The 25,001-nt window shown below is 74.4% G+C and carries 23 protein-coding genes; 6 read left to right on the forward strand and 17 right to left on the reverse strand.

What is annotated here, in order from left to right; genetic code table 11:
* Positions 1 to 15 precede the first annotated feature (15 nt).
* Together BBK14_RS17390 and BBK14_RS17395 are read right to left on the reverse strand one after the other, a co-directional pair.
* Positions 16 to 759 (reverse strand): zinc ribbon domain-containing protein, encoded by a 744-nt coding sequence (locus tag BBK14_RS17390; RefSeq protein ID WP_071063773.1) that lies wholly within the window; start codon positions 757 to 759, stop codon positions 16 to 18.
* Between the two features lie 11 nt (positions 760 to 770).
* Positions 771 to 1,727 (reverse strand): Nif3-like dinuclear metal center hexameric protein, encoded by a 957-nt coding sequence (locus BBK14_RS17395; protein WP_071063775.1) that lies wholly within the window; start codon positions 1,725 to 1,727, stop codon positions 771 to 773.
* A gap of 174 nt (positions 1,728 to 1,901) precedes the next feature.
* Between BBK14_RS17395 and BBK14_RS17400 the strand changes: the two genes are divergently transcribed.
* Positions 1,902 to 2,123: a hypothetical protein gene (locus tag BBK14_RS17400; protein WP_020462551.1), complete on the forward strand. Its 222-nt coding sequence runs from the start codon at positions 1,902 to 1,904 to the stop codon at positions 2,121 to 2,123.
* A 255-nt stretch (positions 2,124 to 2,378) separates the two neighbouring features.
* Positions 2,379 to 4,655, forward strand: a complete 2,277-nt coding sequence (locus BBK14_RS17405) for a zinc metalloprotease (RefSeq protein WP_071063777.1) — start codon at positions 2,379 to 2,381, stop codon at positions 4,653 to 4,655.
* 31 nt (positions 4,656 to 4,686) lie between these two features.
* On the opposite strand, the gene BBK14_RS17410 is transcribed toward BBK14_RS17405, so the two are convergent.
* Complete coding sequence (locus tag BBK14_RS17410; protein ID WP_020462553.1) at positions 4,687 to 5,055, reverse strand: hypothetical protein; 369 nt, start codon at positions 5,053 to 5,055, stop codon at positions 4,687 to 4,689.
* Positions 5,056 to 5,242: 187 nt separating this feature from the next.
* Between BBK14_RS17410 and BBK14_RS17415 the strand changes: the two genes are divergently transcribed.
* Positions 5,243 to 5,917: an LON peptidase substrate-binding domain-containing protein gene (locus BBK14_RS17415; RefSeq protein WP_071063780.1), complete on the forward strand. Its 675-nt coding sequence runs from the start codon at positions 5,243 to 5,245 to the stop codon at positions 5,915 to 5,917.
* Between the two features lie 44 nt (positions 5,918 to 5,961).
* On the opposite strand, the gene BBK14_RS17420 is transcribed toward BBK14_RS17415, so the two are convergent.
* The 7 genes from BBK14_RS17420 to lspA form a co-directional block, all read right to left on the reverse strand.
* Positions 5,962 to 6,651, reverse strand: coding sequence for a hypothetical protein (locus BBK14_RS17420; protein ID WP_071063782.1), 690 nt, complete (start codon positions 6,649 to 6,651; stop codon positions 5,962 to 5,964).
* Between the two features lie 157 nt (positions 6,652 to 6,808).
* Positions 6,809 to 7,777 carry an ABC transporter permease gene (locus tag BBK14_RS17425; protein WP_071063784.1) on the reverse strand — a complete coding sequence of 323 codons (969 nt, stop codon included), beginning with the start codon at positions 7,775 to 7,777 and terminating at the stop codon, positions 6,809 to 6,811.
* Complete coding sequence (locus tag BBK14_RS17430) at positions 7,774 to 8,736, reverse strand: ABC transporter ATP-binding protein (protein WP_020462557.1); 963 nt, start codon at positions 8,734 to 8,736, stop codon at positions 7,774 to 7,776. The genes BBK14_RS17425 and BBK14_RS17430 overlap by 4 nt, the downstream gene beginning before the upstream one ends.
* A gap of 145 nt (positions 8,737 to 8,881) precedes the next feature.
* Complete coding sequence (locus tag BBK14_RS17435; RefSeq protein WP_020462558.1) at positions 8,882 to 9,526, reverse strand: DUF6308 family protein; 645 nt, start codon at positions 9,524 to 9,526, stop codon at positions 8,882 to 8,884.
* A gap of 306 nt (positions 9,527 to 9,832) precedes the next feature.
* Positions 9,833 to 10,744: a hypothetical protein gene (locus BBK14_RS37115; protein WP_241831617.1), complete on the reverse strand. Its 912-nt coding sequence runs from the start codon at positions 10,742 to 10,744 to the stop codon at positions 9,833 to 9,835.
* Between the two features lie 536 nt (positions 10,745 to 11,280).
* On the reverse strand, positions 11,281 to 12,222 hold the full coding sequence (locus BBK14_RS17445; RefSeq protein ID WP_071063787.1) for an RluA family pseudouridine synthase: 942 nt from the start codon (positions 12,220 to 12,222) through the stop codon (positions 11,281 to 11,283).
* Entirely contained in the window at positions 12,219 to 12,965 is a 747-nt protein-coding gene (gene lspA, locus BBK14_RS17450; RefSeq protein WP_373693934.1) for a signal peptidase II, read from the reverse strand. Before lspA ends, BBK14_RS17445 begins: the two co-directional genes overlap by 4 nt.
* A gap of 496 nt (positions 12,966 to 13,461) precedes the next feature.
* Between lspA and ileS the strand changes: the two genes are divergently transcribed.
* Positions 13,462 to 16,707, forward strand: coding sequence for an isoleucine--tRNA ligase (gene ileS / locus BBK14_RS17455; protein WP_071063789.1), 3,246 nt, complete (start codon positions 13,462 to 13,464; stop codon positions 16,705 to 16,707).
* Positions 16,708 to 16,803: 96 nt separating this feature from the next.
* Here ileS and BBK14_RS38975 read toward each other — a convergent pair whose 3' ends face one another.
* From BBK14_RS38975 to ftsZ, 7 genes are all read right to left on the reverse strand, one after another.
* Positions 16,804 to 16,971: a hypothetical protein gene (locus BBK14_RS38975; protein ID WP_165938600.1), complete on the reverse strand. Its 168-nt coding sequence runs from the start codon at positions 16,969 to 16,971 to the stop codon at positions 16,804 to 16,806.
* Positions 16,972 to 16,977: 6 nt separating this feature from the next.
* The gene (locus BBK14_RS17460; RefSeq protein WP_071063792.1) at positions 16,978 to 18,045 is read right to left on the reverse strand and encodes a DivIVA domain-containing protein; all 1,068 of its coding nucleotides are present in this window, start codon (positions 18,043 to 18,045) and stop codon (positions 16,978 to 16,980) included.
* A gap of 94 nt (positions 18,046 to 18,139) precedes the next feature.
* Positions 18,140 to 18,394, reverse strand: coding sequence for a YggT family protein (locus BBK14_RS17465; RefSeq protein WP_020462564.1), 255 nt, complete (start codon positions 18,392 to 18,394; stop codon positions 18,140 to 18,142).
* Positions 18,395 to 18,500: 106 nt separating this feature from the next.
* A complete protein-coding gene (locus tag BBK14_RS17470) occupies positions 18,501 to 19,058 on the reverse strand; it encodes a cell division protein SepF (RefSeq protein WP_071063794.1) in 558 nt (185 codons plus the stop codon).
* A 10-nt stretch (positions 19,059 to 19,068) separates the two neighbouring features.
* The gene (locus BBK14_RS17475; protein WP_071063796.1) at positions 19,069 to 20,028 is read right to left on the reverse strand and encodes a YggS family pyridoxal phosphate enzyme; all 960 of its coding nucleotides are present in this window, start codon (positions 20,026 to 20,028) and stop codon (positions 19,069 to 19,071) included.
* A complete protein-coding gene (gene pgeF / locus BBK14_RS17480) occupies positions 20,025 to 20,699 on the reverse strand; it encodes a peptidoglycan editing factor PgeF (protein WP_083391030.1) in 675 nt (224 codons plus the stop codon). Before pgeF ends, BBK14_RS17475 begins: the two co-directional genes overlap by 4 nt.
* A 6-nt stretch (positions 20,700 to 20,705) precedes the next feature.
* A complete protein-coding gene (ftsZ, locus tag BBK14_RS17485; protein ID WP_071063798.1) occupies positions 20,706 to 22,334 on the reverse strand; it encodes a cell division protein FtsZ in 1,629 nt (542 codons plus the stop codon).
* A 306-nt stretch (positions 22,335 to 22,640) separates the two neighbouring features.
* Between ftsZ and murC the strand changes: the two genes are divergently transcribed.
* Together murC and BBK14_RS17495 are read left to right on the forward strand one after the other, a co-directional pair.
* Positions 22,641 to 24,281 carry a UDP-N-acetylmuramate--L-alanine ligase gene (gene murC / locus BBK14_RS17490; protein ID WP_071063800.1) on the forward strand — a complete coding sequence of 547 codons (1,641 nt, stop codon included), beginning with the start codon at positions 22,641 to 22,643 and terminating at the stop codon, positions 24,279 to 24,281.
* A 113-nt stretch (positions 24,282 to 24,394) separates the two neighbouring features.
* On the forward strand, positions 24,395 to 24,985 hold the full coding sequence (locus BBK14_RS17495; RefSeq protein WP_071063802.1) for a nitroreductase/quinone reductase family protein: 591 nt from the start codon (positions 24,395 to 24,397) through the stop codon (positions 24,983 to 24,985).
* Positions 24,986 to 25,001 lie beyond the last annotated feature (16 nt).

A 25,001-nucleotide genomic window follows, 5' to 3' on the forward strand; every position in this document is an offset into this window, starting at 1 on the left:
GACGTCAGCGGGTGGTCACAGCCCGGACTCGGCCGTCCTGACCAGGATGCGTCGACACTCCTCGCACCGCACGACCTCGTCGGCCGGGGCGGCGGCCACGGCGCGCAGGTCCCCGCCGGAGAGCTCCAGGTGGCATCCCTGGCAACGGCGGCGGACCAGCACGGCGGCGCCCACCCCGGCGGAGGAGCTGCGAACCCGCTCGTACAGGACGACCAGCGGCTCGGGCAGGGCCGGCGCGAGGGCGTCGCGCTCGGCGCGGCGCTTCGCCGCCTCGGTGTCGATCTCGCCGAACTGCTCGTCACGTCGCTCCTCGGCGGCCCGGCGCTCGGCGGCGACCCGCTCCTGCTCGGCGACCAGGCCGGCCAGCCGGCTCTCCAGCGCGTCGACGGCCTCCATGCGCTCGAGGGCCTCGTCCTCGAGGACGCCCTGCCGGCGGGCCAGCGAGGCGAGCTCGGCCTGCAGGTTCTCCAGCTCGCGCGGGTTGGCGACCTGACCGGACTCGAGCCGGGCGCGGTCGCGGTCGGCGCGACCGCGGACGAGCTCGATCTCGTTCTCGAGCTTCTGCTGGGCACGGCCGATGTCGGTGATTTCCGTCCGTACCCGGACGATGTCCGAGTCGAGCCGGTCGAGGGCCTCGGAACGCTCGGCGATGGTGGCGAGCTCAGGCAGGCCGCGGCGGCGCACGGCGAGCCGGTCGAGCGCGGTGTCCAGCGCCTGGAGGTCGAGGAGGCGAAGCTGGGTTGCGGGATCGGCCTTCATGGACTCCTCGCCTAGAGCCTTTCTTCCCGGCGTGCGCCGGGCGCATGGGATGGGACTGGCAGGCCGGTGGCGGGCTCGCGCCACGTGGGCGCGGCGCTCACATGCAGCTGCCAGGGATCGGTGACGAGTGTGGACACCGAGGTACTCACCGTACGTCCCCGGGCCGCGAGGCCGGCGCGCAGCCGGTCGGCGGCGCCGGCGAGCCAGGGCCACTCGCTGGCCCAGTGCGCCACGTCGACGACGTCGAGCGGGTGGGCGCCGACCGCGTCGAGGGTGTGATGGTGCCGGCCGTCCGCGGTCACCAGGACGTCCGCCCCGGCCGCCGCGGCGGCGCCGACGAGCTCGCCGCCCGCTCCCCCGCACACGGCCACCCGGTGGACCCGCCGGTCCGCCGGACCGGTCGCCCGCACGCCGCCGGCGGTCGCCGGCAGGGCCCGCGCCACCCGCTCGCAGAAGGCGCCGAGCGGTTCGGGGGCCGGCAGGACGCCGACCCGGCCCAGGCCGCGGCACTCGGTGCCGGCGTCGGTCCGCCCGCGGGCCCGCGCGTCGGCGCGGGCCCCCGCGCCGGTCGATCCCGTTGCCAGCGGGTGGACCTCGCGCAGGCCGAGCGCGGCGGCGAGCGCGTCGCTGACGCCCGGGTCGGCCACGTCGGCGTTGGTGTGCGCGGTGAACAGCGCGACACCGGCCCGGACCAGGGTCGCCACCACGCGCCCGCTGGCGGTCGTCTCGGCGACCGTGTGCGCGCCGCGCAGGAACAGGGGATGGTGCGTGACCAGCAGCTGGGAGCCACTCGCCGCCTCGGCGGCGACGGCGGGCGTCGGATCGACCGCGAACAGGACGTCGGTCACGGGGGCGTCCAGGTCACCGACCGAGAGGCCCACCGCGTCCCACGACTCCGCCCAGGCCGGCGGGAAGCATGCTTCGAGAACGGAGACGCAGTCACGGACCGTCGCACCAACGGAGGTCATCCCCGCGACCCTACTCGGATGGTCAGCAGACGGTCAGCCGGCCGGGTCGACCGGTGACCATCGCGCTGGTTCCGGACCGGGTGCCGTCACTTCATCCCGGCATGACCCGTAACGTCACCCCTGGCGTAGGACGTCCGCACGGGGTTACCACGCCGTGGAGAAGGAGCTCGAGTAATGGCTGACGTGTCGGTACGGTTCCAGATCGCCGGGGATTCGGAGATCGTCCTGAACCTGGCGACCCCGCAGGCCGTACGGCTGGTGGAGGCGCTGATGGGCAAGGTCGCCGACGCCATGGCGGCGCCGGAGCGGCTCGCCGTCGGCACATCCTGGCAGCAGGGCCCCCCGGCGGCGCCGGCGCCGCCGGCGTTCAACCCCGGGCAGCGACTGCCCCAGTAGCGCCCCGCACCCAGACGCCCTCAGCGGCACGCGCGGGCGTCCTCGGCGGGACACCGGTCGTCTTCGGCGGAACACCCGACGGCCCCGGCGGCACACATCCGGTTGCCTTCGGCGGCGCACAGAGCTGACAACGGCGCGAGCACGCGTGCTCGCGCCGCGGGTAGTCACTGCCATCACCAGGAATCCGACAACAACGTCGACGCAACGCGATACAACTCCGCAGAGCATTCTCTACGAAAGGACACCCGATTAGCTATGGCGGGGGACGTACCGGCCGACGAGCGGATCCTCATCACGCTGGATGACCCCGGCCCCGAGGCCGACGCGCGGCGCGGCCTGATCGGTCTGTCGCGAAACGCCGCCGGTGGCGCCGAGGGTGAGCTCCCGGATGGTTCCGCCGGCGACGTCGGTGGCTCCGGCGGAACCGGTGACGCCGGCCCGTCCGAGATCTCCGGCCCGAGCGGCCCGGGTGACCCCGGTGCCCAGGACGTGACCGAGGACCCCCGCCACCGCGAGCGCGCCATCCACCGCTACGGCCGCGTCCGGGTGGTGGGCCGGCCGCTGGCGACCGCGGCCGTGGCCACCGCTCGCGGGGTCTCCGCCGGCACCACCCCGGTGGACGGGACCGTCGTGTCGACGCTGAGCCTGCCCGGCGGGCTGGACCGCACCGAGGCTCTCGGGGTCGAGGCGTTCCGCCTGCGCGCGGGGGACGACTACCGCCGGCGCAAGCGCTCGCGCCCGCGCGACGCCGCGCCCTGGGACATGAACCGGCCGTGCACCGACATCGCCCCGCCGCGCGGCTCGGCGGGCCCAGGCGCCACCCCGCTCGCACCCACCGTGCGCTCGCTGCTCAACGGGCTCGGATCGGACGCCTCGGGACCGGAGGCGACCGGGTCGCCCTCGGGCGCGGTCGGGACGGGCACGGCCGGAGCGCCGTCCGCCGGAGCGCTCAGCAGTTACCTGGAGGGCTCCGTCGCGGTCGGGCTCATCCTCGTCGAGGGACCGACACCGGCCCTGCAGCTCTCCGCCGCGGAACGCACGAAGATCGTGGCCGAGGTGCAGAACGGCCTGTCCTGGTACGCGACGCAGAACCCGGCGGCCGAGCTGACGTTCAGCTACGACATCCAGATCGTCCGGCTGCCCACCCCCGCCAACCCGTCCGCGAACGACCTCGAGGCCCTCTGGCGCGACCCCACGATGAGCCGGCTCGGCTACGCGGCGAACTTCGACGGTGTCTACGACTACGTCGAGGCGCTGCGCGCCCGGCTGCGCACCCGGTGGGCCTACTGCGCGTTCGTCACGAAGTACCCGCTCGGACACTTCGCCTACGCGTCGATCGGCGGCCCGCGGATGGTGCTCGCCGCCGACGCCGACGGCTGGGGCCCGGACAACATCGACCGCGTGTTCGCGCACGAGACCGGCCACATCTTCGGGGCGCCGGACGAGTACGGCGGCGCCGGCTGCGACTGCGGCGGGAGCTGGGGTCGGTACGGGGTACCCAACGGCAACTGCGACTCCTGCGCGCCGGCGCCGGTCGACTGCCTGATGCGCGCCAACACGTTCGCCCTGTGCCGGTACACGCCCGCGCACCTCGGCTGGGGCCACGGCGTGAGCGGCAACCCGGTGCTCCTCCAGGCGAAGGGCCTGGGCGTGCGGGGCAACTTCGACGTCGTCGCGCCGTCGGCCTACGCCGGCCTCACCCACGTCTGGCGGGACAACGACGCCGCCGGCGCACCGTGGCGGGACCCATGGCAGACCGCGCAGGCCCTCGGCCGCGTCGACGCGGTGACGATGGTGCAGAGCACCCTGGCGAACCCGGGCCCGCTGGAGGTGGCCGTCCGCGTGGGCTCGCGGCTGTTCTTCCTGTGGCGGGACAGCACCGGGGCGTTCCAGTGGCGCGCGCCCGTCCAGCTCGCCCAGGGCGTCGGCGGCGTCCCGTCGCTGGTGCAGAGCCGGCTGGGCGGCAAGGGCAACTTCGAGCTGCTGGCCCCGGCCGCCGATGTTGGCATCATGCACATGTGGCGCAACCACGACGTCTACGGCTACCCGTGGAGCGCGCCGAAGCTGTTCGCGGCCAACCTGGGACGGGTCGACGCGGTCAGCCTGATCCACGGGACGCTGGGCGGCGGGGCCGGGATGCTGGAGGCCGTCGCCCTGGTCGGCACCCGACTGGTGCACCTGACGCGCGACCAGGCAGCCGTCTGGCGCACCGGCGGGATCTTCGCCGAGGGGGTGTCCGGCAACCCGGCGCTGATTCAGAGCGTGTTCCCGGGTGCGCGCAACTTCGAGGTCGTGGTGCCGTCCGCCGGAACCGGGCTGATCCACTTCTTCCGCGACAACAACCGCGCCGACCCGGTGTGGAGCGGCCCCCGCCCGTTCGCGGCGGAACTCGGGCATGTGGACGCCGTCTCGATGATCCAGAGCAACTACGACGGGAACCTCGAGGTGCTGGCCCGGGTCGCGAACCGGCTGTACCTGCTGTACCGCTCGGGCGCCGCGGCCGTGTGGTCGGCGCCGCGCCGCGTCTTCTGACCCACCGGCGGGGCGGGCCGTCAGACTCCGGTCAGCGGGGCGGCTCGCCCGGGGCGGCGGGATCGTCCCACCGCCGGCCCTCCCCCGGGCGGGTCGGCTTGCTCCGGCCGCGGGCGAGCCAGCCGTCGACGAACAGCCCCTCCTCGGGGGCGAGCGTCTCGCGCAGCGCCGGCGGGACGTCCGCCTCGAGCACGGCGACGACTCCGGCGAGCTCACCGGTCGCACCGATCCGGTCCGCGGGCAGCACGACGAGCGCGAGCCGCGGTGGCAGCCGGGACGTCACCTGACCCCAGCCGGCGACCAGGTCGAGCACGGCCCGGGCCGCCTCGGGATCGGGCCCCAGTACGAGGAGCAGCTCGCGCTCGGTCCCCCACGTACCGTCGCGGTTCTGATCAGGCACCCGCGTCCTCCGTCCTGCGGGCTCGCGCCCGCGCAACCGCTCCCCCGCCGTGATCGCCACCACCCCCGTCATGACAGCCGCCACCACCAACGCGGATGGACGCGGCGGCCGGTACAGGACAGGCTGGGAGCATACGGGCCCGCGCAACGGGTCGGTGACGCTCCGGCGAAGGGGGTGAGGGAGACGGATGGGTGAGCGCCTGCCACTGTTTCCACTCGGCACCGTCCTACTTCCAGGTCTGCTGATGCCGCTGGAGATCTTCGAGGAACGCTACCGCGTACTGATCCGCGAGCTGCTCGAGATCCCCGACACCGAGACCCGCCAGTTCGGGGTCGTCGCCATCCGCCGAGGCCGGGAGGTCGGCCCGGCCGTCCCCATGATCCACGAGGTCGGCTGCGCGGCGCTGCTGCGCCGCGTCGAGGCACACCCGGACGGACGCTTCTCCATCGTGACCGTCGGCGGCCCGCGCTTCCGCGTGCGCTCCGTCGACGAGGGCGACCGCCCCTACCTCGTCGGGGACGTCGACTTCATGACGGACCCGGTCGGTGACGAGGCCGACGCGACCACCAACACCGCGGTGGTGGCCCGGCTGCTGCGCGAGTACACCGAGCGGCTCGCCGCGAGCGGCACCGTCGAGATCAAGTTGCCCGACCTGCCGACGGACCCGACCGCGCTGTCCTACCTGGTGGCTGCCGCCGTGGTTACCGACATCACCGAGCGGCAGGGGCTGCTGGCCGCGCCCGACGCCGCGACCAGGCTCCGGGCCGAGCGGGCGCTGCTGCGCCGCGAGCTGGGCCTGCTGGAACGGATCACCACCGTGGGCTCGAACGAGCTGAGTCGCATCAAGCCGAGCTCCAACTGACCACGCACGCTCGCTGAAGGCGCACAGTCACTGAAGGCGCACGGTCAGCGCCGCCGCCGGGGCCATCCGGGCGCGGTGCCGCCCGCCCACAGCGCCACCGACAGCACGAGCAGCGCGACACCAGGCAGGACGAGGTAGAGCCCGGTGGCCCGCACCTGGAAGTCGACCAGGTCGCGCAGCAGCGGGGTGGCGTTGGGCGGCAGCGCGTCCAGCACCTGGCCCGAGCGGCGCAGGTGCCCGACCCAGCCGGCGAGCAGCGAGCCGCCGATCCCGCCGGCGGCGAGGCCGATCGGCACCGGCCAGCCCGCGTCCGCCGCGCGCAGGTAGGCGACCAGCCCGCCCACGAGCCCCGCGACCGCACAGATCATGGCGAAGTAGGCGTCGATCGTACTCTGCACCCCGAACACCGACATCGCGCCGGAGAGCACCGCCTGGACGTCGAGCCGGGGGGCGCTGACCGACCAGAGCAGGCCCAGCAGCGGGCCGACCAGCAGCATCGCGAGTGCGCACACGAGCCCGGCGAGCAGCCCCACCCGGCCGGTGATCGGCTCCGCCACCGCCGGCTCCGCGGGCGGCTCCACCGCCGGGTACGCGGCCGGCTCCACCACCGGATACGCGGCCGGCTCCCCGGCTTCGGTCATACCGTGGGGTTCGGCGATGCCGCCGGTCTCGGGCTCCGCCTCGGGACGGGAGCACGCCCGCGCGCCCCGGCTGTCGCCCGGCCACTCTGCCACGACCCGTCCGTCTCCTCGCCTGCCGTACCGGTCCACCGACCCGGATCCCCGGGGGGTGAGTCGACCGCCGTCGGCACCGAGCCCGGGGGTCGACCGTACCCGCCTTCTCCACGGCCGCGCCGCGCCACCGAAGCGGCCGCGATGCCCGGATGCCCGCTCAGGACCGGCCGGCGTGCCGCAGCGACCGCACGGCGACGACGAGCGCCACCGCCGCGACCGCCGCGCAGACCGCGAGATCGACCGTCACATGCGCCCAGTCCACCGCCGGGGCGAAGCCCTCGGCGAGCGCGTCCACCGCGTAGCTGCTGGGCAGCAGATCACGGGCCAGCCGGCCGATGCCGGGCAGCCGGTCGGCGGGGATCACACCGAGGAAGAGCACCACGCTCATGCCGAGCTGCCCGGCGACCGTGGCCAGCTCCGGCTTCGGCGCCAGCAGGCCGATCGCCGCGCCTATCCCGGCCAGGCTGGCCCCGGCGAGCACCGTCACCGGGATCAGCAGCCACAGGCCGCCCATCGGCAGCCCGTAAAGGAGCGAGCCGACCACCACGGTGACGACCGTGCCCGGCACCGCGAACGTCGCGTACGACGCGGCCGTGCCGAGCACCACCGCGGCGCCGGGGATGGGCAGCGTCAGGTAGTAGTCGAGCGCCCCGGCCGCGCGCAGGGCCCCGAACCGCTGCGCGAGCAGGTTGAGCGCCACGAAGGCCACGACGAGCACCGTCGAGCCGGCCACGACGGAGGCCGCCGCGGAGTCGTCGCCGACGTCGACGATGCCCCGCAGCAGGATCATGATCCCCAGGGACTGGAACGCGGCGACGAACAGCAGCGGCACCCGGGCCACCCGGGCACGGGCCAGCTGGCCCCGGTAGACGGCCGACGCCGCCGCCGGGAAGGCGGTCGGCGGGGGCAGCGGCACGGGCGCCTCCTCGGCGGCGGCCCCGGCCGCGGCCCCGCCGGATCCGGCGGCTGCCCGGCCCTTCCTGCCGGCCTTCCGCCTGCCCGTCTTCCCGCCCGCACGACCGGGTGAGCGGTCCTCAGACGGCACGGCGGCCACCCCGACACCCGTCGCGGGCGGCAGGCCGGCCGGACCCGCGGGGGTGGCGGGGTGAGGAGTCGTCAGGGTCATGTCCGCTCCAGATCACGGCAGGTTCCGCCGAGAGTGAGATACACGTCCTCCAACGACGGAGTCGCGAGACTGAAGTCGTCCAGGGCGGCGAACGCCGGCCCCGTGGTGAGGCGACCGAGGGCGTCCCTGGCCTCGGCATGGGCCAGCCGGGTCGTCCATCGGCGGCCGGTCACCCGCGCCGTGGCGGCGAGTCGGGCCACGGTCGGGTCGTCGACCGGCGGGTCGTGCCGCCAGACCAGGTCCAGCCGGACGTCGTCGGAGACCGACGCCTTGAGCCGGCCCGGCGAGTCGCAGGCGATCACCCGGCCCGCGTCGAGCACGGCCACCCGGTCCAGCACGGTCTCGGCCTCCAGCACGTTGTGTGTGATCAGCACGACCGTGGTGCCGCGCGCGGAGCGGCGGCGCTCCAGCGCCGTCCACACCGAACGGCGGGCCACCGGGTCGAGGCCGGTCGTCGGCTCGTCGAGCACGAGCACCGGGCGCTCGCCGACCAGGGTGGCCGCGACGCAGGCAAGTCGGCGCTGGCCGCCCGAGAGGCGGCCGAGCGGGCGGTTCACCACCTCGCCCAGGGCGAGCTCCTCGATCACCTCGTCGCGCTCCCGGCGGGCACCCGCCCGGGACAGGCCACGCAGCCGCGCGGTCGTCTCCACCGCGACGCCCACCGGCAGCTCGGCCAGCGCGAGATCGTCCTGGCCCAGGTAGGCCGCCATCCGGGCGGCGGTTCCGGGACGGCTGACGACGTCGTGCCCGAACATCGTGATCGAGCCGGTGTCGGGGCGGAGCAGGCCCATGAGCTGGCGGACGAGGGTGGTCTTGCCGGCGCCGTTCGGACCGAGCACGCCGAAGACCTCGGCCGGACGGACGTCGAGGTCGATCCGGTCGTTCGCGAGGACGGCGCACTCCCCGGCGCCGTGCCGCCGGGTGAGGCCACGCACGGCGTAGCTCAGCACGGCTGCCATTCTCGCAGCCGACACGCCGAGCGGAGGCCGCGGGCCGATGCCGCCGACGTCACACCGGCGACACCTACCACCCGCGTGACAGCGGTGTCACACACCCAGAGCACCCGTCCCACCGCCTCGTGCCATGCCATCGGACCGGACGGGATCAGACCGCGCTGCTCATCCAGACGACGATGTCGAGGATGCGCAACGGGGTCACCGCCGGGCCGCCCGGCGGCACGAGACCGGTGAGCCGGCGGAACTCGTCGGCGTTCTCCCGCAGGTCGTACTGCATGGCGCGGACGAGCAGCTGCATGTACTCCCGCCACGACCGGCCGTCGCGCGGTGACGGGGGGACACAGTCCTCGTGCTGGTAGAAGATCCGCACCTTCGAGTCGAACAGGGGCACCAGCGCCGGGCGCTTGCGGTGCAGCACCTTGGCGATCAGCGAGCCCTTGACGTCCCGGTCCGCGACGTCGGGGTCGTCCAGCGGGTCGTAGAGGGCCGCGACCAGGTCGAGGGTCACCTCGTCCGCCTCGATCAACTCGATCCCCGGGGGGAGCCGGTCCAGCGCCCGCTGCAGCAGCGGGGTCAACGCGGTCAGCGTGTGCATCCGGTCGAGGTCCACGTTCACACCGAGCAGACAGGGCGACAGCAGGTCACCCGTGCACAGCAGGTCCGGGTCGCCGTTGGTGACGAGCCCGTCGTAGTAGGGGTACGCGTACCGCAGTCCCCGTTTGCGTGGTCCCAGGTACTCCTCGAGCAGGCTTTCCGCGTCGAAGACCTCCCGGGTGCCCCTGGCCAACCTCACCCGAGTGCCCCCTTCGTCATCAGGCGGGCCGTCCGTCGCACGGCCGCCGGTCAGGTCCCCGCCGCCCGGCCGTACCGGTGGACGTCCCATGGACCTGGTGCAATCCTGCCCTGTCCCGGTGGGGCGGTGGAAGACGACCCTCCTGACGGCCGCCGTGCCGGGCCGATCGCGGCGGTCGGCGGCTCCCCACGCGCGGCGTGGCGGGGGCCCCGCCGCCCGGCCGTGCCCGCCCCCAACGTGCCGGGTGGGCACCTCGGGGGGTGGGAGCACCCGTGGCCCACGGCACCCGGGACCGCGGGCGCCCGCTCAGCGCGGGTCGGGCTGCAGCGGGAGGAAGCGCACGGTCTCCGGGGAGATGCCGGGCGGGGCCGGGTCGACGACCCGCACTCCCTCGATGTGTCCGAGGTCGACCAGCCGGGCCGCCGGCGCCCGCACGACCGCGCCGAACAGGCAGCCGCACCGCGCGCGCAGCGCCGTGGCCTCCTGCCGCGCGTGCTCGGCCTCGGCGGGGTCCGTGGCACTGTGCGCGCGGGTGTCGGCGGCGTCGGCCTCGCTGTCGAAGGCGGCGGTGAGGTCCGCGACCGGGTCGCGGACGGTGGCGGCCATCACCGCCCCGTCCGGCGGGACGCCGAAGAACACCTCGAGCGTGCGGTAGGCGGTGAAGATCTGCAGCATCTCGTCCGGCGTGCGGTAGCCGGCCAGGCTGACGACGGCGTAGAGGTCGGCGTCCGGGGCCGCCCGGGTCAGGCCGTCCAGCTTCGCCGCGGCCTCGGCGGCGTACGTGGCGGGCGACTCACCCACGGCCGGGCCGACGGTGACCGTGGGCTCGACGGGCCCGGCCGGAGCGTTGCCGGGGCCGGGGCCGGGTGCATGGCTGCCAGAGGGATCGGCGCCGCGCAGCATCGTGGTCACGGCACCGACGACGATCAGCACGACCAGCCCGAGCACGAGCAGCCGGCCGATGGCCTCGAGGGCGCGCCCGGTGATGACGCTGGCCCGGCCCGGTGGCGGGGGGCCGTCGCCGTCGACGTACGGGCCCCCGCGTGCCGCCCACCCGCGGCGCAGGCGCGCCCGAGGGCGGTCGCGTGCGCCGGCGAGACGGCCGGCGACCGACTCCAGCACCCGGCCGACCGGCGGCAGGGCGGCGTCGTCGACCCGGTCGAGCAGTCGGATCGCGGAGCGTCCCAACCCGCCCGGCGGGGAGCCGTCGCCGGGCACGTCACCCGCGGGCTCAGCGGGCCCCGCGGACGGCGCGGGCCCGGCGGACGATGTAGGCCGGACGAACGTCGTGGGCCCGGCGGATTCTGTGGACCCGGTGGATGCTGTGGGATCCGCGGGATCGACGGGATCGGCGGCTGAGGGATCAACGGCAGCACCGTCGTCCGGAGGAGAGCCGCCCAGGGGGTCCTCGTCCAGGATGCCCTCTCGCAGGGGGTCCTCTCCCGAGGGACCGTCGACCGAGAGAGTGCCCCCCGAGGGACCGTCGGCGGCGGGCGACCCGCCCGCGGGCGGGTGTTCGGCGGGCGGGTCGCCGGAAGGCGCCTCGCCGGAAGGCTGGTGACCGGAAGGCGGGGCGCCGGCAGAGGGGCCGCTGGCCGGCGGCAGACCGGAGGCGGTCACCGCCGCGGCGTCGTCCGCGGGTTCAACGGGCGCGGGTTTCTCGGGCGCGGGTTTCTCGGGCGCGCGGACCGCCTCGGGGCCTTCGCTCGAGGACTGTGCGGAAGGCGGGCCGGGGTCCGCCGGCACCGGCGTCCTCACGTCTGGTCGCGCAGCCGCTTCACCGCCTCGGCCAGGTCGTCGGGATCGGGGCTGGTGAACTCGACCCAGGTGCCGTCCGCCGGGTGGGCGAAGGCGAGCCGGGCGGCGTGCAGCCACTGCCTGGTCAGCCCGAGGCGCTGGGCCAGCGTCGGATCCGCCCCGTAGGAGAGGTCGCCCACGCAGGGATGCCGCAGCGCCGCCATGTGCACCCGGATCTGGTGGGTGCGGCCCGTCTCCAGCCGCACCGACAGCAGCGAGGCGGCGCGGAACGCCTCCTCGGTGTCGTAGTGGGTCACGCTGGGCTTGCCGTCCGCGACGACGGCGAACAGGCCGGGCCGGCGGGGATGACGGTCGATGGGGGCGTCGACCGTCCCGCGCAGCGGGTCCGGGTGCCCCTGGACGACCGCCCGGTACTCCTTCTCCACCTCGCGTTCCCGGAAGGCCCGCTTGAGAAGGGTGTAGGCGCGTTCACTCTTCGCGACAGCCATCGCCCCGGTCGTGCCGACGTCCAGGCGGTGCACCACGCCCTGGCGCTCGGCCGAGCCCGAGGTGGAGACCCGGTAGCCGGCGGCGGCGAGCGCGCCGATGACCGTCGGGCCGGTGAACCCCGGGGCCGGATGGGCCGCCACGCCGACCGGCTTGTCGACGACCACGATGTCGTCGTCGTCGTGCAGGATGCGCAGGCCCGCGACCGGGGTGGGCTCCACCGTGAGCGGACGGGGCGGGGCGGGGAGGGCTACGTCCAGCCAGGCGCCGCCGCTGACCCGGTCGGAGCGGCCGCGGACCTGGCCGTCGACGCTCACCTGGCCGTCGTCAACGAGCGCGGCGGCGGCCGTGCGGCTCAGGCCGAACATGCGGGCGATGGCGGCGTCCAGGCGGATGCCGTCGAGGCCGTCGGGGACCGGCAGCGAGCGCCGGTCGGTGTCGGCCGTGCTCACGCGTCACCGGGCCCGGGACCGCCGGCGTGGCTCGGCCCCGCCGGACCGGATGGTCCGGCCGGCTCCGCTGACCCGGGGTCGGGTGGCGGGGCGGCGGAGAGGCGCGTGCCGTCGAGGCCGATGCCGCGCAGGGAGAGGATGACCGCGAGCACTCCGCCGCAGACGATCGCCGAGTCGGCGACGTTGAAGATGGGCCAGTGGTGGATGTGGACGAAGTCCACGACGTGCCCGCGCAGCGGCCCGGGGGCGCGGAACAGCCGGTCGATCAGGTTGCCCAGCGCGCCGCCGACCATCGCGCCGAAGACGAACGCCCACCCGATGGAGGCCAGCCGCCTGGCGGTGACCACGACCACCGCGACGACCGCCAGCGCGATCAGGCTGAGGATGACCGTGGCCCCGCCGGCCAGGCTGAACGCGGCCCCCGAGTTCCGGGTCAGGCGCAGGTCGAGCACGCCGGGGATGATCTCGATCGGGGCGCGCCCGGTGAGCTGGGCGACGGCCAGCAGCTTCGTGCCGATGTCCAGGACGATCAGACACAGCGAGGTCAGCGCGACGACGAGCACCGCACGGTGCGAGGTGACCAGGCGGTCACGGCCGGGCTTGACCGCGGCGTCACCGCTCGGGGCGCCGCCGCCCGCGTCGGCGGCACCCGGGGCACCCACTCCCGCCGCACCGGCGTTCACGGTGCTCCCGTACTGGGTGTTCCTGTACGGGACGCCCTTGTCCATCCCCGGCTCGGCCACCACACACACCACTGTACGGGTGCGATCTCACGGGTCATCCGCCCGCCGGCCGGCCACCGGCCCGAGACGCGACCCGAGACCCGGCCTGAGTGCCCGTCCGGTGCCGGGCACGGGTGCCGGTGATCCGCCGGCGGTCCGCGGCCGCGATCACCGTTGGCCGTCGGCTACGCTGGAAGCGCGGAAAGGCTTTGACGGGACGAGTAGCGGCAGGCGCAGTCGCAGCGAGCCGGGGGCGGTGCGAGCCCGGTGGCCAGCGCGCCGTGAAGATCACCCTGAGCCGCCGGGAGAACAGGGCTGTGAGCCCCCAGTAGATCCGGCCGCCGCCGCATGACAAGAGTGGCCGCCCGGTCGCCGTCCACGAGAGATCGCGGAGCGCACCCGGGCGCGCAAGGAGGGTGGTACCGCGGTACCTCGTGCCGCCACCGGCCCATGCCGGTGTGCGGCGAGGTGTCGTCCCTCCGCCGGAGTGCCCCACCGCCGACGGAGACCAGCCACGATGAGTACCCCCGACGCCCCGACGCCCGCCTTCCGCCCCCTGCCCGCGCGGGTCGACCTTCCGGCCTTCGAGCGCGAGACGCTGGAGCGCTGGAGGGATTCCAAGGTCTTCCACCGCTCGCTGCAGGCCGGCGCAGACCGGCCGCTGTGGGTGTTCTACGAGGGCCCGCCGACCGCCAACGGCAAGCCGGGCGCCCACCACGTCGAGGCGCGGGTCTTCAAGGACCTCTTCCCCCGTTACAAGACGATGAAGGGCTACCACGTGCCCCGCCGGGCGGGCTGGGACTGCCACGGCCTGCCCGTCGAGCTCGCCGTCGAGAAGGAACTCGGCTTCACCAGCAAGAGCGACATCGAGGACTACGGCATCGCCGAGTTCAACGAGAGGTGCCGCGAGTCCGTCCTGCGCCACGTGGCCGACTTCTCCGCGATGACGGAGCGGATGGGCTACTGGGTCGACCTCGACGGCGCCTACCGGACGATGGACACCTCGTACATCGAGAGCGTCTGGTGGTCCCTCAAGCAGATCTTCGACAAGGGCCTGCTCGTCGAGGACTTCCGGGTCACCCCGTACTGCCCCCGGGACGAGACGCCGCTGTCCGACCACGAGGTCTCCCAGGGCTACAGCGACACCGACGACCCGTCGGTCTACGTGCGGTTCCCGGTCGTCGAGGGCCCGCACGGGCTGGCCGAGCACGGCGCGCACCTGCTGGTGTGGACGACCACCCCGTGGACGCTGGTCTCCAACACCGCGGTCGCCGTCCATCCCGAGGTCAGCTACGTGCTGGCCCGGGCCGCCGGCGGTGAACTGCTCGTCGTCGCCGAGCCGCTGCTGACCGCGGCCCTGGGCGAGGGCGCCGAGGTGGTCGAGCGCTTCACCGGCGCCGAGCTCGCCGGCACCCGCTACGCCCGGCCGTTCGAGCTGATCGCGCTGGAGCGCTTCGAGGAGGCAGCGGGGAAGACCGCCGTCGGCCGGGGCGCCGGGACGTCCGCCCGCCCGCACTCGGTGGTCCTGGCGGACTACGTGACGACCACGGACGGCACCGGGCTCGTCCACCAGGCACCCGCCTTCGGCGCCGAGGACCTCGCGGTCTGTCGCGCCAACGGCCTCGGCGTCGTCAACCCGGTCGGGCCGGACGGGCGCTTCCTGCCCGACGTGCCGCTGGTCGGCGGGCTGTTCTTCAAGGACGCCGACGCGCCACTGTCCGCGGATCTCACCGCGCGGGGCCTGATGTGGCGGGCGGCGACCTACACGCACAGCTACCCGCACTGCTGGCGCTGCCACACGCCGCTGATCTACTACCCGCTACCGTCCTGGTACATCCGCACGACGGCCGTCCGCGAGCGCCTGCTCGCCGAGAACGCGCGGACGGACTGGCACCCCGAGCGCATCCGCGAGGGCCGTTACGGCGAGTGGCTGCGCAACAACGTCGACTGGGCGCTGTCCCGCAACCGGTACTGGGGCACCCCGCTGCCCGTCTGGCGGTGCGAGGCCGACCCGTCCCACCTGACCTGCGTCGGCTCGCTGGCGGAGCTCTCCGAGCTGACCGGCACGGACCACTCGACGCTCGACCCGCACCGCCCGTTCGTCGACGACGTGACCCTGCCGTGCCCCACCTGTGGGGAGACCGCCCGGCGGGTGCCCGAGGTCATCGATGTCTGGTACGACAGCGGCGCGATGCCGTTCGCCCAGTGGGGCGCCCCGCACCGCAACGCCGACGAGTTCGCGAAGCAGTACCCGGCGCAGTACATCTGCGAGGCGATCGACCAGACCCGGGGCTGGTTCTACACGCTCATGGCCGTGGGCACGCTGGTCTTCGACCGGTCGTCCTACGAGACCGTGCTGTGCCTGGGCCTGCTGCTCGACGCCGAGGGCCGCAAGATGAGCAAGCACGTCGGCAACGTGCTGGACCCGTTCGACCTGTTCGACCGGCACGGGGCGGACGCCGTCCGGTGGCTGATGCTGGCCGGCGGCTCACCGTGGTCGGACCGCCGGGTCAGCCACGAGTCGATCGAGGACATCGTCCGCAAGATCCTGCTCACCTACTGGAACACCGCGTCGTTCTTCGCGCTCTACGCGGGCGCGGCGGACTGGCGCCCGACCGGCGCCGACGGGTCGGGCGAGGGCGCCGCGGCCCCGGCCGAACGCCCGGTGCTGGACAGGTGGGCGCTCTCCGAGCTCGCCGACACCGTCGCCGAGGTGGACGCCGCCCTCGAGGGCTTCGACGCGCTGCGCGCCGGGCGCCGCATCGCCCGCTTCGTGGACGACCTGTCGAACTGGTACGTCCGGCGTTCCCGCCGCCGCTTCTGGGCGGGCGACCCGAACGCGCTGGCCACCCTCTACACCTGCCTGGACGGCCTGACCCGGGTGATGTCGCCGTTCACCCCGTTCCTGACCGACTGGCTGTGGTCCCGGCTGTTCGCCGGCATCCTGCCCGGCGCCCCGGACTCGGTGCACCTGGCCTCGTGGCCGCAGCTGCCGGCGGACCTCGTCGAGCCGGGCCTGGCCGAGCGGATGGACCTCGTGCGCCGGATCGTCGAGCTCGGCCGCGCGGCCCGGGCCGCCAGCGGGCTGCGCACCCGTCAGCCGCTGCCGCGCGCGGTGGTCGGCTCCTCGGCGTTCGACGACCTCTCGGCGGAGCTGCACGCGCAGATCGCCGAGGAGCTCAACGTCGTCGCCGTCGAGGCCGCGACCTCGGACCTCGTCGACATCAGCGTGAAGCCGAACTTCCGGGCGCTGGGACGGCGCTTCGGCAACCGCACGAAGGCGGTCGCCGCCGCCGTCACCACCGCCGGGGCACCGGTGGACGGCCGGCTGACCGTCACCGTGGACGGCGAGCGCATCGAGCTCGGCGGTGAGGATCTGATCGTCACCGAGACGCCGCGTGAGGGCTGGTCGGTGACGAGTGAGTCGGGCCTGTCGGTCGCCCTCGACCTGACCGTCACCCCGGAGCTGGCCCGGACCGGGCTCGCCCGCGACGTGGTGCGCGTCCTGCAGGACGCGCGGCGGGCCGCGGGGCTGGAGATCACCGACCGGGTCGAGCTGCGCTGGGCCGCCGCCAAGGAGGAGACGGCGGCAGCGTTGCGTGAGCACGCGGCGACCGTCGCCGACGAGATCCTGGCCACAGTGTTCCAGGAGGCACCGGTCGAGCAGACGGCGGAGCCGGCATGGCACCGGGGATCATCCGCGGAGCTCGGCCTGACCTTCGCGCTGACCAGGACGGCCCCCGCGCCGCCGACGGTTGGCTGACGGCCACCCGAACTTCTCGCCCGCGCCGGTGGAGACCCCGCCGGCGCGGGCGCGGCGGCAACAGCCGTGGTTCCGCGCAGCGCAGCGCAGCGAGGGCTAGGCTGGCGTCTTCTTCCCAGCGCGCCGCACAGCCGCGACGGGCAGCAGCACCGCGGCGAGGCAGACGACGATCAGTGACGTGTACGACCAGGTGGCCGCGCCGAACAGGCCGAGCACGGCCAGCACCGCGGCGATCACCACCAGGGCGCCGCTGATCATCACCATGCTGGCCTAGAACTCCTGCATGCCCGGAGCGTCGCGGCGGCCCGGGTCGAGATCCGGGCGCCCGCCGTGACCGTTGCTCTCCCGCGCCAGCGTCGCGGCGCCCATCTGCGGGCCGCCCTGGAACGCCTGCGCTCCCACGTGCTGGGGCTGAGGCGGCTGGCCGCCACCGGTCTGCGCCATGCCGACGCTCGCGGGGGCCGGGGTGGGTGTCGGCGCGCCGGGGTTGAGCCCGGGGCGCGCCGGCATGCCCGGCCCGACGGCCGGCTGTGTGGGCATGCCGTCGAGGTCACGCAGCTGCATCTCCAGGTAGGCGCGCAGCCGCGTGCGGTACTCGCGCTCGAAGGCGCGGAGCTGCTCGACCTGGCCTTCGAGGCGGCGCTTGTCGTCCTCGAGCCCACCGAGCTGCTCGGCGACGTGCGCCCGGGCCTCACCGAGGATCCGGTCGGCGTCGGCGCGCGCCTCGCGGCGGGCCCGCTCCGACTCGGCGCGGGCCTCCCGCAGCGCCTCGTCGGCGGTCCGCTGGGCGAGCACGAGGGTCCGCGCGACGCGCTGCTCGATGTCGGCGTCGTTCTGGCCACCGGCGCCCGGGCCCGTGCGGGCCGGGGCCTGACCGCCCCCGCCGACCAGCGCGGGCATGACCGCCGTCGGGCCACCGGACACCGGCGGACCACCGGGCACGCCGGGTCCATTCGGACCACCCGGACCACCCGGACCACCCGGACCACCCGGACCCGCGCCAGGCGGGCCGGCGGGCATCGGGGGCCGCTCGCGGGCGGCCTGGGCCGCCTGCGCGGCCTGCGCCTGCGCCTGCGCCAGCTGCCGGCGGGACTCCTCGAGCTGGCGGCGCAGCTGCTGGTTCTCGTCGAGGATCTGTGCCGGGACACCGGGACCGCCACCGCCGGACCGGCGGGCCTCGTCGAGCTGCCTGCGCAGGTCGCTGCTCTCGTCGAGCAGTCGCGTCAGCTCGGCCTCGACCTCATCAAGGAAGGTGTCGACCTCGTCCTCGTTGTAGCCCGTGCGGAACCTCGTCGGGCTGAAGACCTTGTTCTGAACATCCTGCGGTGTCAGCGCCACGTTGCCTCCTCGTGCGGCATCGCCGCTCCCCGAAGAGAGGGCGGTCTGCGGGCAGTCTGCCTTGCCCGCACTCGCGGTGTGCACACGACCTCAGTCACAGCCTCTGCGCATAGCTCTGCAAAACGACGATCACTATGAAGAGAAGCAGGAACCCGAGGTCAAGCGCAACGCTACCTACCCTCAACGGCGGAATGAACCGCCGAATCAATCGCAACGGAGGGTCAGTCGCCGTGTACACGATCTCGAAGAGCAGGACCAGGGGGCCGGTCGGCCGGAAGGAGCCGCTCAGCGCGAGCACCAGGTCGATGACCCACCGAGCGATCAGGAGCAGCAGGTAGGCCGTCAGCACCCAAAAGAGCAGAGTTCCAAGTGCGCTGATGGTGCTCTCTCCCGGGAGGACGAGGGGAAGTGGTGACGACCCTACTGGATGATCTTGCCCTGGCTACGACTGGTTACTACGACTGGTTGTAGAACCCACCCTCGCGGATGCGTCGCTTGTCTGTCTCGGTGACCTCGACGTTGTGCGGCGAGAGCAGGAAGACCTTGTTGGTCACCTTCTCGATGTCGCCACGGAGCCCGAAGATCAGCCCTGCGGCGAAGTCGACCAGCCGCTTGGCGTCGACGTCGTCCATCTCGGTGAGGTTCATGATAACGGGAGTCCCGTCCCGGAACTCCTCACCGATCTGACGGGCCTCATTGTAGCTACGCGGCTGGAGCGTCGTGATCCGGTATGGCCGGGGCTCCTCGACGGGCGCTACGCGGCGCATCGGCGTCGGCACGGGGGGTCGCAGATGCTCCACCGGTGGGCGTCGCGGCATGGCGACAGGCTCCTCACGTGCATCGATCCGGCGGACCGACCGGTCAATCGGCACCGGGTCGAGCGTGGCCCGCCGATCGTCCCGGACGGCGCCTCGGACGGCGTCGTGACCGCCGTCGTCATAGTCGTCGTCGAGATAGTCCTCGTCCTCCTCGGCGAGCCCGAGGTAGACCATCGCCCTGCGACCGAGCCCCATGGGCGCGACTCTAAGGGACACCGTGCCGTTCACCGAACAAAGCGGTGCCGATCCGAAGGTGTGTCGCGCCCTCCGCGACCGCATCCTCGAGATCACCGGACATCCCTGCACTGACTAGCGTCGCCGCGGGATGTTCGGAACGAAGTCGGTCGGCTACCTCACGGAGTCGGGCGAAGGCCGGCCTGGCGGGTGCTCCGCGTGGCGCGACAGCCATCACACCCGTCAGAACAAGCCCTTCGGAGCCCGCGACGAGCTCGGCGAGCGCCGGTACGTCCGCGGGCAGGGCCCCGCCGCGAGCACCGTCCACAGCCCCGGCGGTGGGCTCGCTTTCCCTGGTAGACAGGGCATTTCGCGCCGCGGGTGCACCCGGTGCACCGACGGGCTCCGTAATGTCCAGATTGACCTGTATGCACACTGAAATCTGACGACCACGTGCCGTTGCCGCCCGGGAAAGGGCTTCGACCAGTCGCGCTCGGTCCACCGACTGCACGCAGTGCACCCAGCCCGCCACAGCCCGGGCCTTGTTGCGCTGGAGCTGGCCGACGAAATGCCAGACCGGCACATCGGGCCCGGCGGCCGGCCCGAGGGTCGGACCCTGATCCACACGTGATGGACGCCATGCCCCCGACGTGTCGGCCAATGGACTCGATTCCCGGAAACGGTCATCATCGGACCACATCGTGTGCTCATCCGAGCCGCCCGCCGCGGCGGCGGCCAGCGCCAGCCGGACGGCCTCGGTCTTCGGCCCGGCCTCCTGCTCGCGGTTCTCGGCGAAGTGGCGGACACCCAGCGCGACCAGCGCGAGGACGTCCTCGGCGGGTCGGGTCTTGCTGACGGCGATCAAGGTCAGCTCCGCCGGGTCGCGGCCGGCGTCCCGGGCCGCCACGGTGATCCGGTCACGGACGACGGTCAGCCGCTCGCGCAACTCGGCCAGCCGGCGCGGGTCCACCTCGCGCTCGAGGCCGCTCATGGCAGCCAGGCGAGGCCGGCGAACCGCCCGGTCCGCCCGTCGCGGCGGTACGAGTAGAGATCCCCCGACTCGGCGCTGCAACGATCGGACAGCACAACACGGCCCACGCCGGCCGTCGCCAGCTGGGCGCGCAGCCCGGCCCGGAGATCCAGCGCGGGCGTGCCCGCGCGGGTCTCCGACCCACTGCCCGGAACCCGCCGCTGGACGTCGGCGCGCATGTCCGCGGGCACCTCGTAGCACCGCCCGCAGATCGCCGGGCCCAGCGTGACGTCGATCGACGAGCGGTCGACGCCGAGCTCGTCGAAGATCTTCAAGGTGGCCGCCAGCACGCCCGCCGCCATCCCCTGGCGGCCGGCGTGCGCGACGCCGACCGCCGCCGGCGACTCGAACATCACCGGCACGCAGTCGGCCACCAGCACCGCGAGCGCGACGCCGGCGGCGTCGGTGACCATGGCGTCGGCCTCGGGCGGCGGTCCGGGTGCCCGCACCAGGCTCACCTGGGCCCCGTGCACCTGCCGCATGAACTGGACCGGCCGGCCGACCCGGGACGCGAGCAGCCGCCGGTTCACGCTGACCGCCTCCGGATCATCACCCACGTGGTCACCGAGGTTGAGCCCCGCGTACGGCGGCATGCTCGTGCCGCCGTCACGCGAGGTCACCAGGACGGGCATCGCCGCCTACTTGAGGAAATCCGGAACGTCCAGCTCGTCGTCGTCGGCCACCGGGCGGACGGGGCGGCGCGGCGGGTAGGTCGGGCGCGGGCCGGGACGAGCCGGCTCCGGGCCGCGCCCGGCCTGCGGCGGAGCCCCGCCGGCCGGGGCCGCTCCCGGCGCGCCCGGGGCCCCGCCGGGAGCGGCCCCGGCGTGCCCGAGCCCGGCGCGGGGCATGCCCTGGGCCGCGGCGGCATGGGCCGGCGCGGCGTGGGCCGGAGCAGCGTGCCCGGGAGCAGGGTGCCCGGTACCCGGGGCGCCGGCAGCCGGCGCGGAGCGGGCGTAGCCGCCCTCCCCGACCGTGTCCGGGTGCTCCCGGCGGGGCGGCCCGCCCATGGGCCGCTGGTCGCCGGCGGACCCGACCGCCGGCGCGCCGGCCTGGCTCGGGGCGCGGTCGTCGGGCAGCGGGTCCGGCACGTAGTGCCCGACCTGCTGGCTCGTCGGCGGCAGGTAGGTCGAGTGGGCCGGCGCGGGCCGTGGCGGCGCCGGCACGTTCGGGATCGGCGGCAGCGCCGTGGTGTTCGGCGCGCCGCCCGAGCCCGGCTGGGCCGCCGGCTGGCCGGGGGCCCCCGGCTGCGGCGGGCCGCCGGCCGCGCCGCCCGGCCCCGGTGGTCGGCGCTGGGTGGCGAGCGTGCGGGTCCGTCGGTCCTGCACGGTGTCGAACCCGGCGGCGATCACGGTGACCCGCACCTCGTCGCCGAGGGCGTCGTCGATCACCGCACCGAAGATGATGTTCGCCTCGGGATGGGCCGCGTCGGCGACCAGCTCGGCCGCGGCGTTGATCTCGAACAGACCGAGGTCGGACCCACCGGAGATGTTCAGCAGGACGCCCTGTGCGCCGTCCATGCTGGCCTCCAGCAGGGGGGAGGCGATGGCCTGCTCGGCGGCGACCGTGGCCCGGTCGTCACCCCGTGCCCGGCCGATGCCCATCAGGGCGCTGCCGGCGTGCGACATGACCGTCTTGACGTCGGCGAAGTCGAGGTTGATCAGACCAGGGGTGGTGATGAGGTCGGTGATGCCCTGGACACCGGAGAGCAGCACCTGGTCTGCGCTGCGGAAGGCGTCCAGGACGCTGATGTCGCGATCGGTCATCGCGAGCAGGCGGTCGTTCGGGATGACGATGAGGGTGTCAACCTCATTGCGGAGGGTGTCGATGCCCGTGTCGGCCTGGGTCGCGCGGCGGCGGCCCTCGAAGGTGAACGGGCGCGTCACCACACCGATCGTCAGCGCGCCGAGCGAGCGGGCCACGTTGGCGACGACGGGAGCACCACCGGTGCCGGTGCCACCGCCCTCACCCGCGGTCACGAAGACCATGTCGGCCCCCTTGAGGACCTCCTCGATCTCCTCGCGGTGATCCTCGGCGGCCTGGCGGCCGACCTCCGGGTCGGCACCGGCCCCCAGGCCACGGGTGAGTTCACGGCCGACGTCGAGCTTGACGTCGGCATCGCTCATCAACAGCGCCTGGGCGTCGGTGTTGATGGCGATGAACTCGACACCCTTTAGCCCGACTTCGATCATCCGGTTGACGGCGTTTACGCCGCCTCCGCCTATCCCGACGACCTTGATGACCGCGAGATAGTTCTGGGGGGCTGCCATGCGGTGTCGGTCCTCCAGCGGCGTCGGTGGGCGAGCAGGGGGGCTCCCCGGCTCCGTTAGCCCGCGGTCTTACGACCGATTGGAGCGGGGAAGCAGCCGAGCAGCCTCAACCTTCACCGTCAGCTAGACGGTTACAGTTATGTCAACTTCCGACTGTGGATCGGACAGTAGGCACGGCTTCGTCGGTGGTCAAGGACGCTGGCGGCGCGTCACACGGATGGGATTCGCGTCCCCTTCGTCACACCGGTCCCGGCCCGCCCGGGGCACCTCCGCCGAACCCCTGCCCTGTGGTGTGTACTGCGTGGCGTGACCGGACCGCACTCCGACGACGCCCCGGCCGCCCCAGCAGGCCCGGCCGCCGCGCCGCCGCCCGTCGTCCCCGATCCCCGCGACCGCCCCGAGCGGGCCCGGCGGGTCCACTTCCTCGGCATCGGCGGCGCCGGGCTGTCACCCCTCGCCCAGATCCACCTGGCCGCCGGCGGCCAGGTCTCCGGCAGCGACCAGGAGTACTCACCGCGGGTCGCCATGCTGCGTGAGCTGGGGGTCCCCGTCCGGGTCGGTCCCGCCGCCGACGCGGCGGCGCTGGCCGCCGAGCTGTCCGCGGCGGACGTCGTCGTGGCCTCCAGCGCGCTGCGTGACGACCACCCGGAGATCATCGCCGCCCGCGAGCTCGGCATCCCCGTCCGGCGGCGCTCGGACTGGCTGCCGGAGCTGACCGCGCCCTACCGGCTCGTGGCGGTCGCCGGCTCACACGGCAAGACCACCACCGCGGCGATGCTGACCCTGGTGCTCGCGGCCGGCGGCGTCGACCCGACCGCGGTCATCGGTGCCGATGTGGCCCAGTTGGGCGGCAGCGCCGTGACCGGACGGGGCGACGTGTTCGTCCTGGAGGCGGACGAGTACGGCGGCGCGTTCGCCGGGCTGGACCCGGAGCTCGCGGTGATCACCAACGTCGAGTGGGAGCATCCGGACCTCTTCCCGGACGAGGCCTCGGTGCGCGCGGTGTTCGCCGACTTCGCGGCCCGGGTCCGCCCGGGCGGGCGGCTGGTCGTCTGCGGCGACCATCCCGGCGTCGCCGCGGTGCTCGCCGAACTCGACCGGCGGGCCGAGCCCGACCGGCGCGCCGACGCGCCGCGGGCCCGGGTGGTCGACTACGGCTTCGCCCCCGGGCGGACGTGGCGGGCGGTGGACTACGTCCCACTGCCCGGCGGTGGCTCCACCTCGACCGTGCTGCGCGACGGGAACCGGGTCGGCGAGCTCACCCTGGCGCTGCCCGGCCCCCACATCGCCCTGGACGCCCTCGCCGCCCTCGCCACGGCCGCCGAGCTGGGGGTGCCGCCCACGGACGCCCTGAGGACGCTGGGGACGTACGCGGGCGCGGCCCGACGCTTCGACGTCGTGGGCCGGGCGAGCGCGCCCGGCGGCACCCGCGTGGAGATCGTCGACGACTACGCGCACCACCCGACCGAGATCCGCGCCACCCTGCGCGCGGCCCGCGACCGCGCCGCCGGCCGGCAGGTCTGGGCGGTCGCGCAGCCGCACACGTTCAGTCGCCTCGCCGCGCTGCTCGACGACTTCGCGACGGCCTTCGGCGACGCCGACCGCGTCTACGTGACCGACGTGTACGCCGCGCGCGAGACCGACAACCTGGGCCTGCACGCGTCCGACCTCGCCGGGCGGATCAGGCGGCCGGCCGCCGCCGGCTACGTGGCCTGGACCGACCTGCCGGGCCGGCTCGTCGCCGACCTCGCCGATCTCGGCGGCCGCGGGGACCTCGGCGACGCGGCGGCCGGCGGCACGCACGGCGTCATGCTGCTCACCCTCGGCGCCGGAACGATCACCACGCTCGGCCCGCGCCTGCTGGACCTGCTCGCCGCCGGCGGCACCGACGCATTTTCCGGGAGCAGCCGGGCGGGCGACCAGGACGCGACGGGCCTGCCGGCCTGACCCTGCGGGGCAGTGAGCGGAGTCGGTGGTTGACTGCGCCGCGTGACATTCTCCGGTGAACGAACACTCCCCCCTCCCGGCGGGTGCCCCGACGGCAAGGGTGAGGACCGACGATGACCGAAACTCGAGACCCGCGCAGCCGCGGGTTCGACTTCAGGGTGGTCAACCAGGCGGTGATCGCCGAGTACCGGGCCAACGGCGGCAGGCTGGAGAAGACCCTGTCCGGCTCCCGGCTCCTGCTGCTGACAACCGTCGGCGAGCGCACCGGACGCCCGCACACCACCCCGCTGGGCTACGTCGTGGACGGCCACCCGGCGCACGGCGCCCCTGACGCCCCGCCGAACGCTCCGAACGTCACTCGGGACGGCCCCCACGCCACGCCGTCCGGCCCGCCCGCCACGCCGGACAGCCTGAACGCCAGGCCGGACGGCCCGGAGCGGGACGTCCCGACCCGGCGCCTCGTCGTCTACGCCACGAACATGGCCGCCGCGGCGCACCCGCAGTGGTACCGGAACCTGCTGGCGCACCCGAAGGTCACCGTGGAGCTGGACGCCGACCGGTTCGACGCGGAGGCGTCCACCGCCGTCGGGGCCGAGCGCGAGCGCCTGTACGCGGCGCTGGTGGACGGCATGCCGGGGCTGCGCACCCATCAGGAACAGACGACCCGCGAGATCCCGGTCGTCGTCCTCGCCGCGCTGCGCTGACCGCCCCCGGCCGGCA

The organism is Parafrankia soli, assembly GCF_001854695.1.
GTDB classification, from domain to species: Bacteria; Actinomycetota; Actinomycetes; order Frankiales; family Frankiaceae; genus Parafrankia; species Parafrankia soli.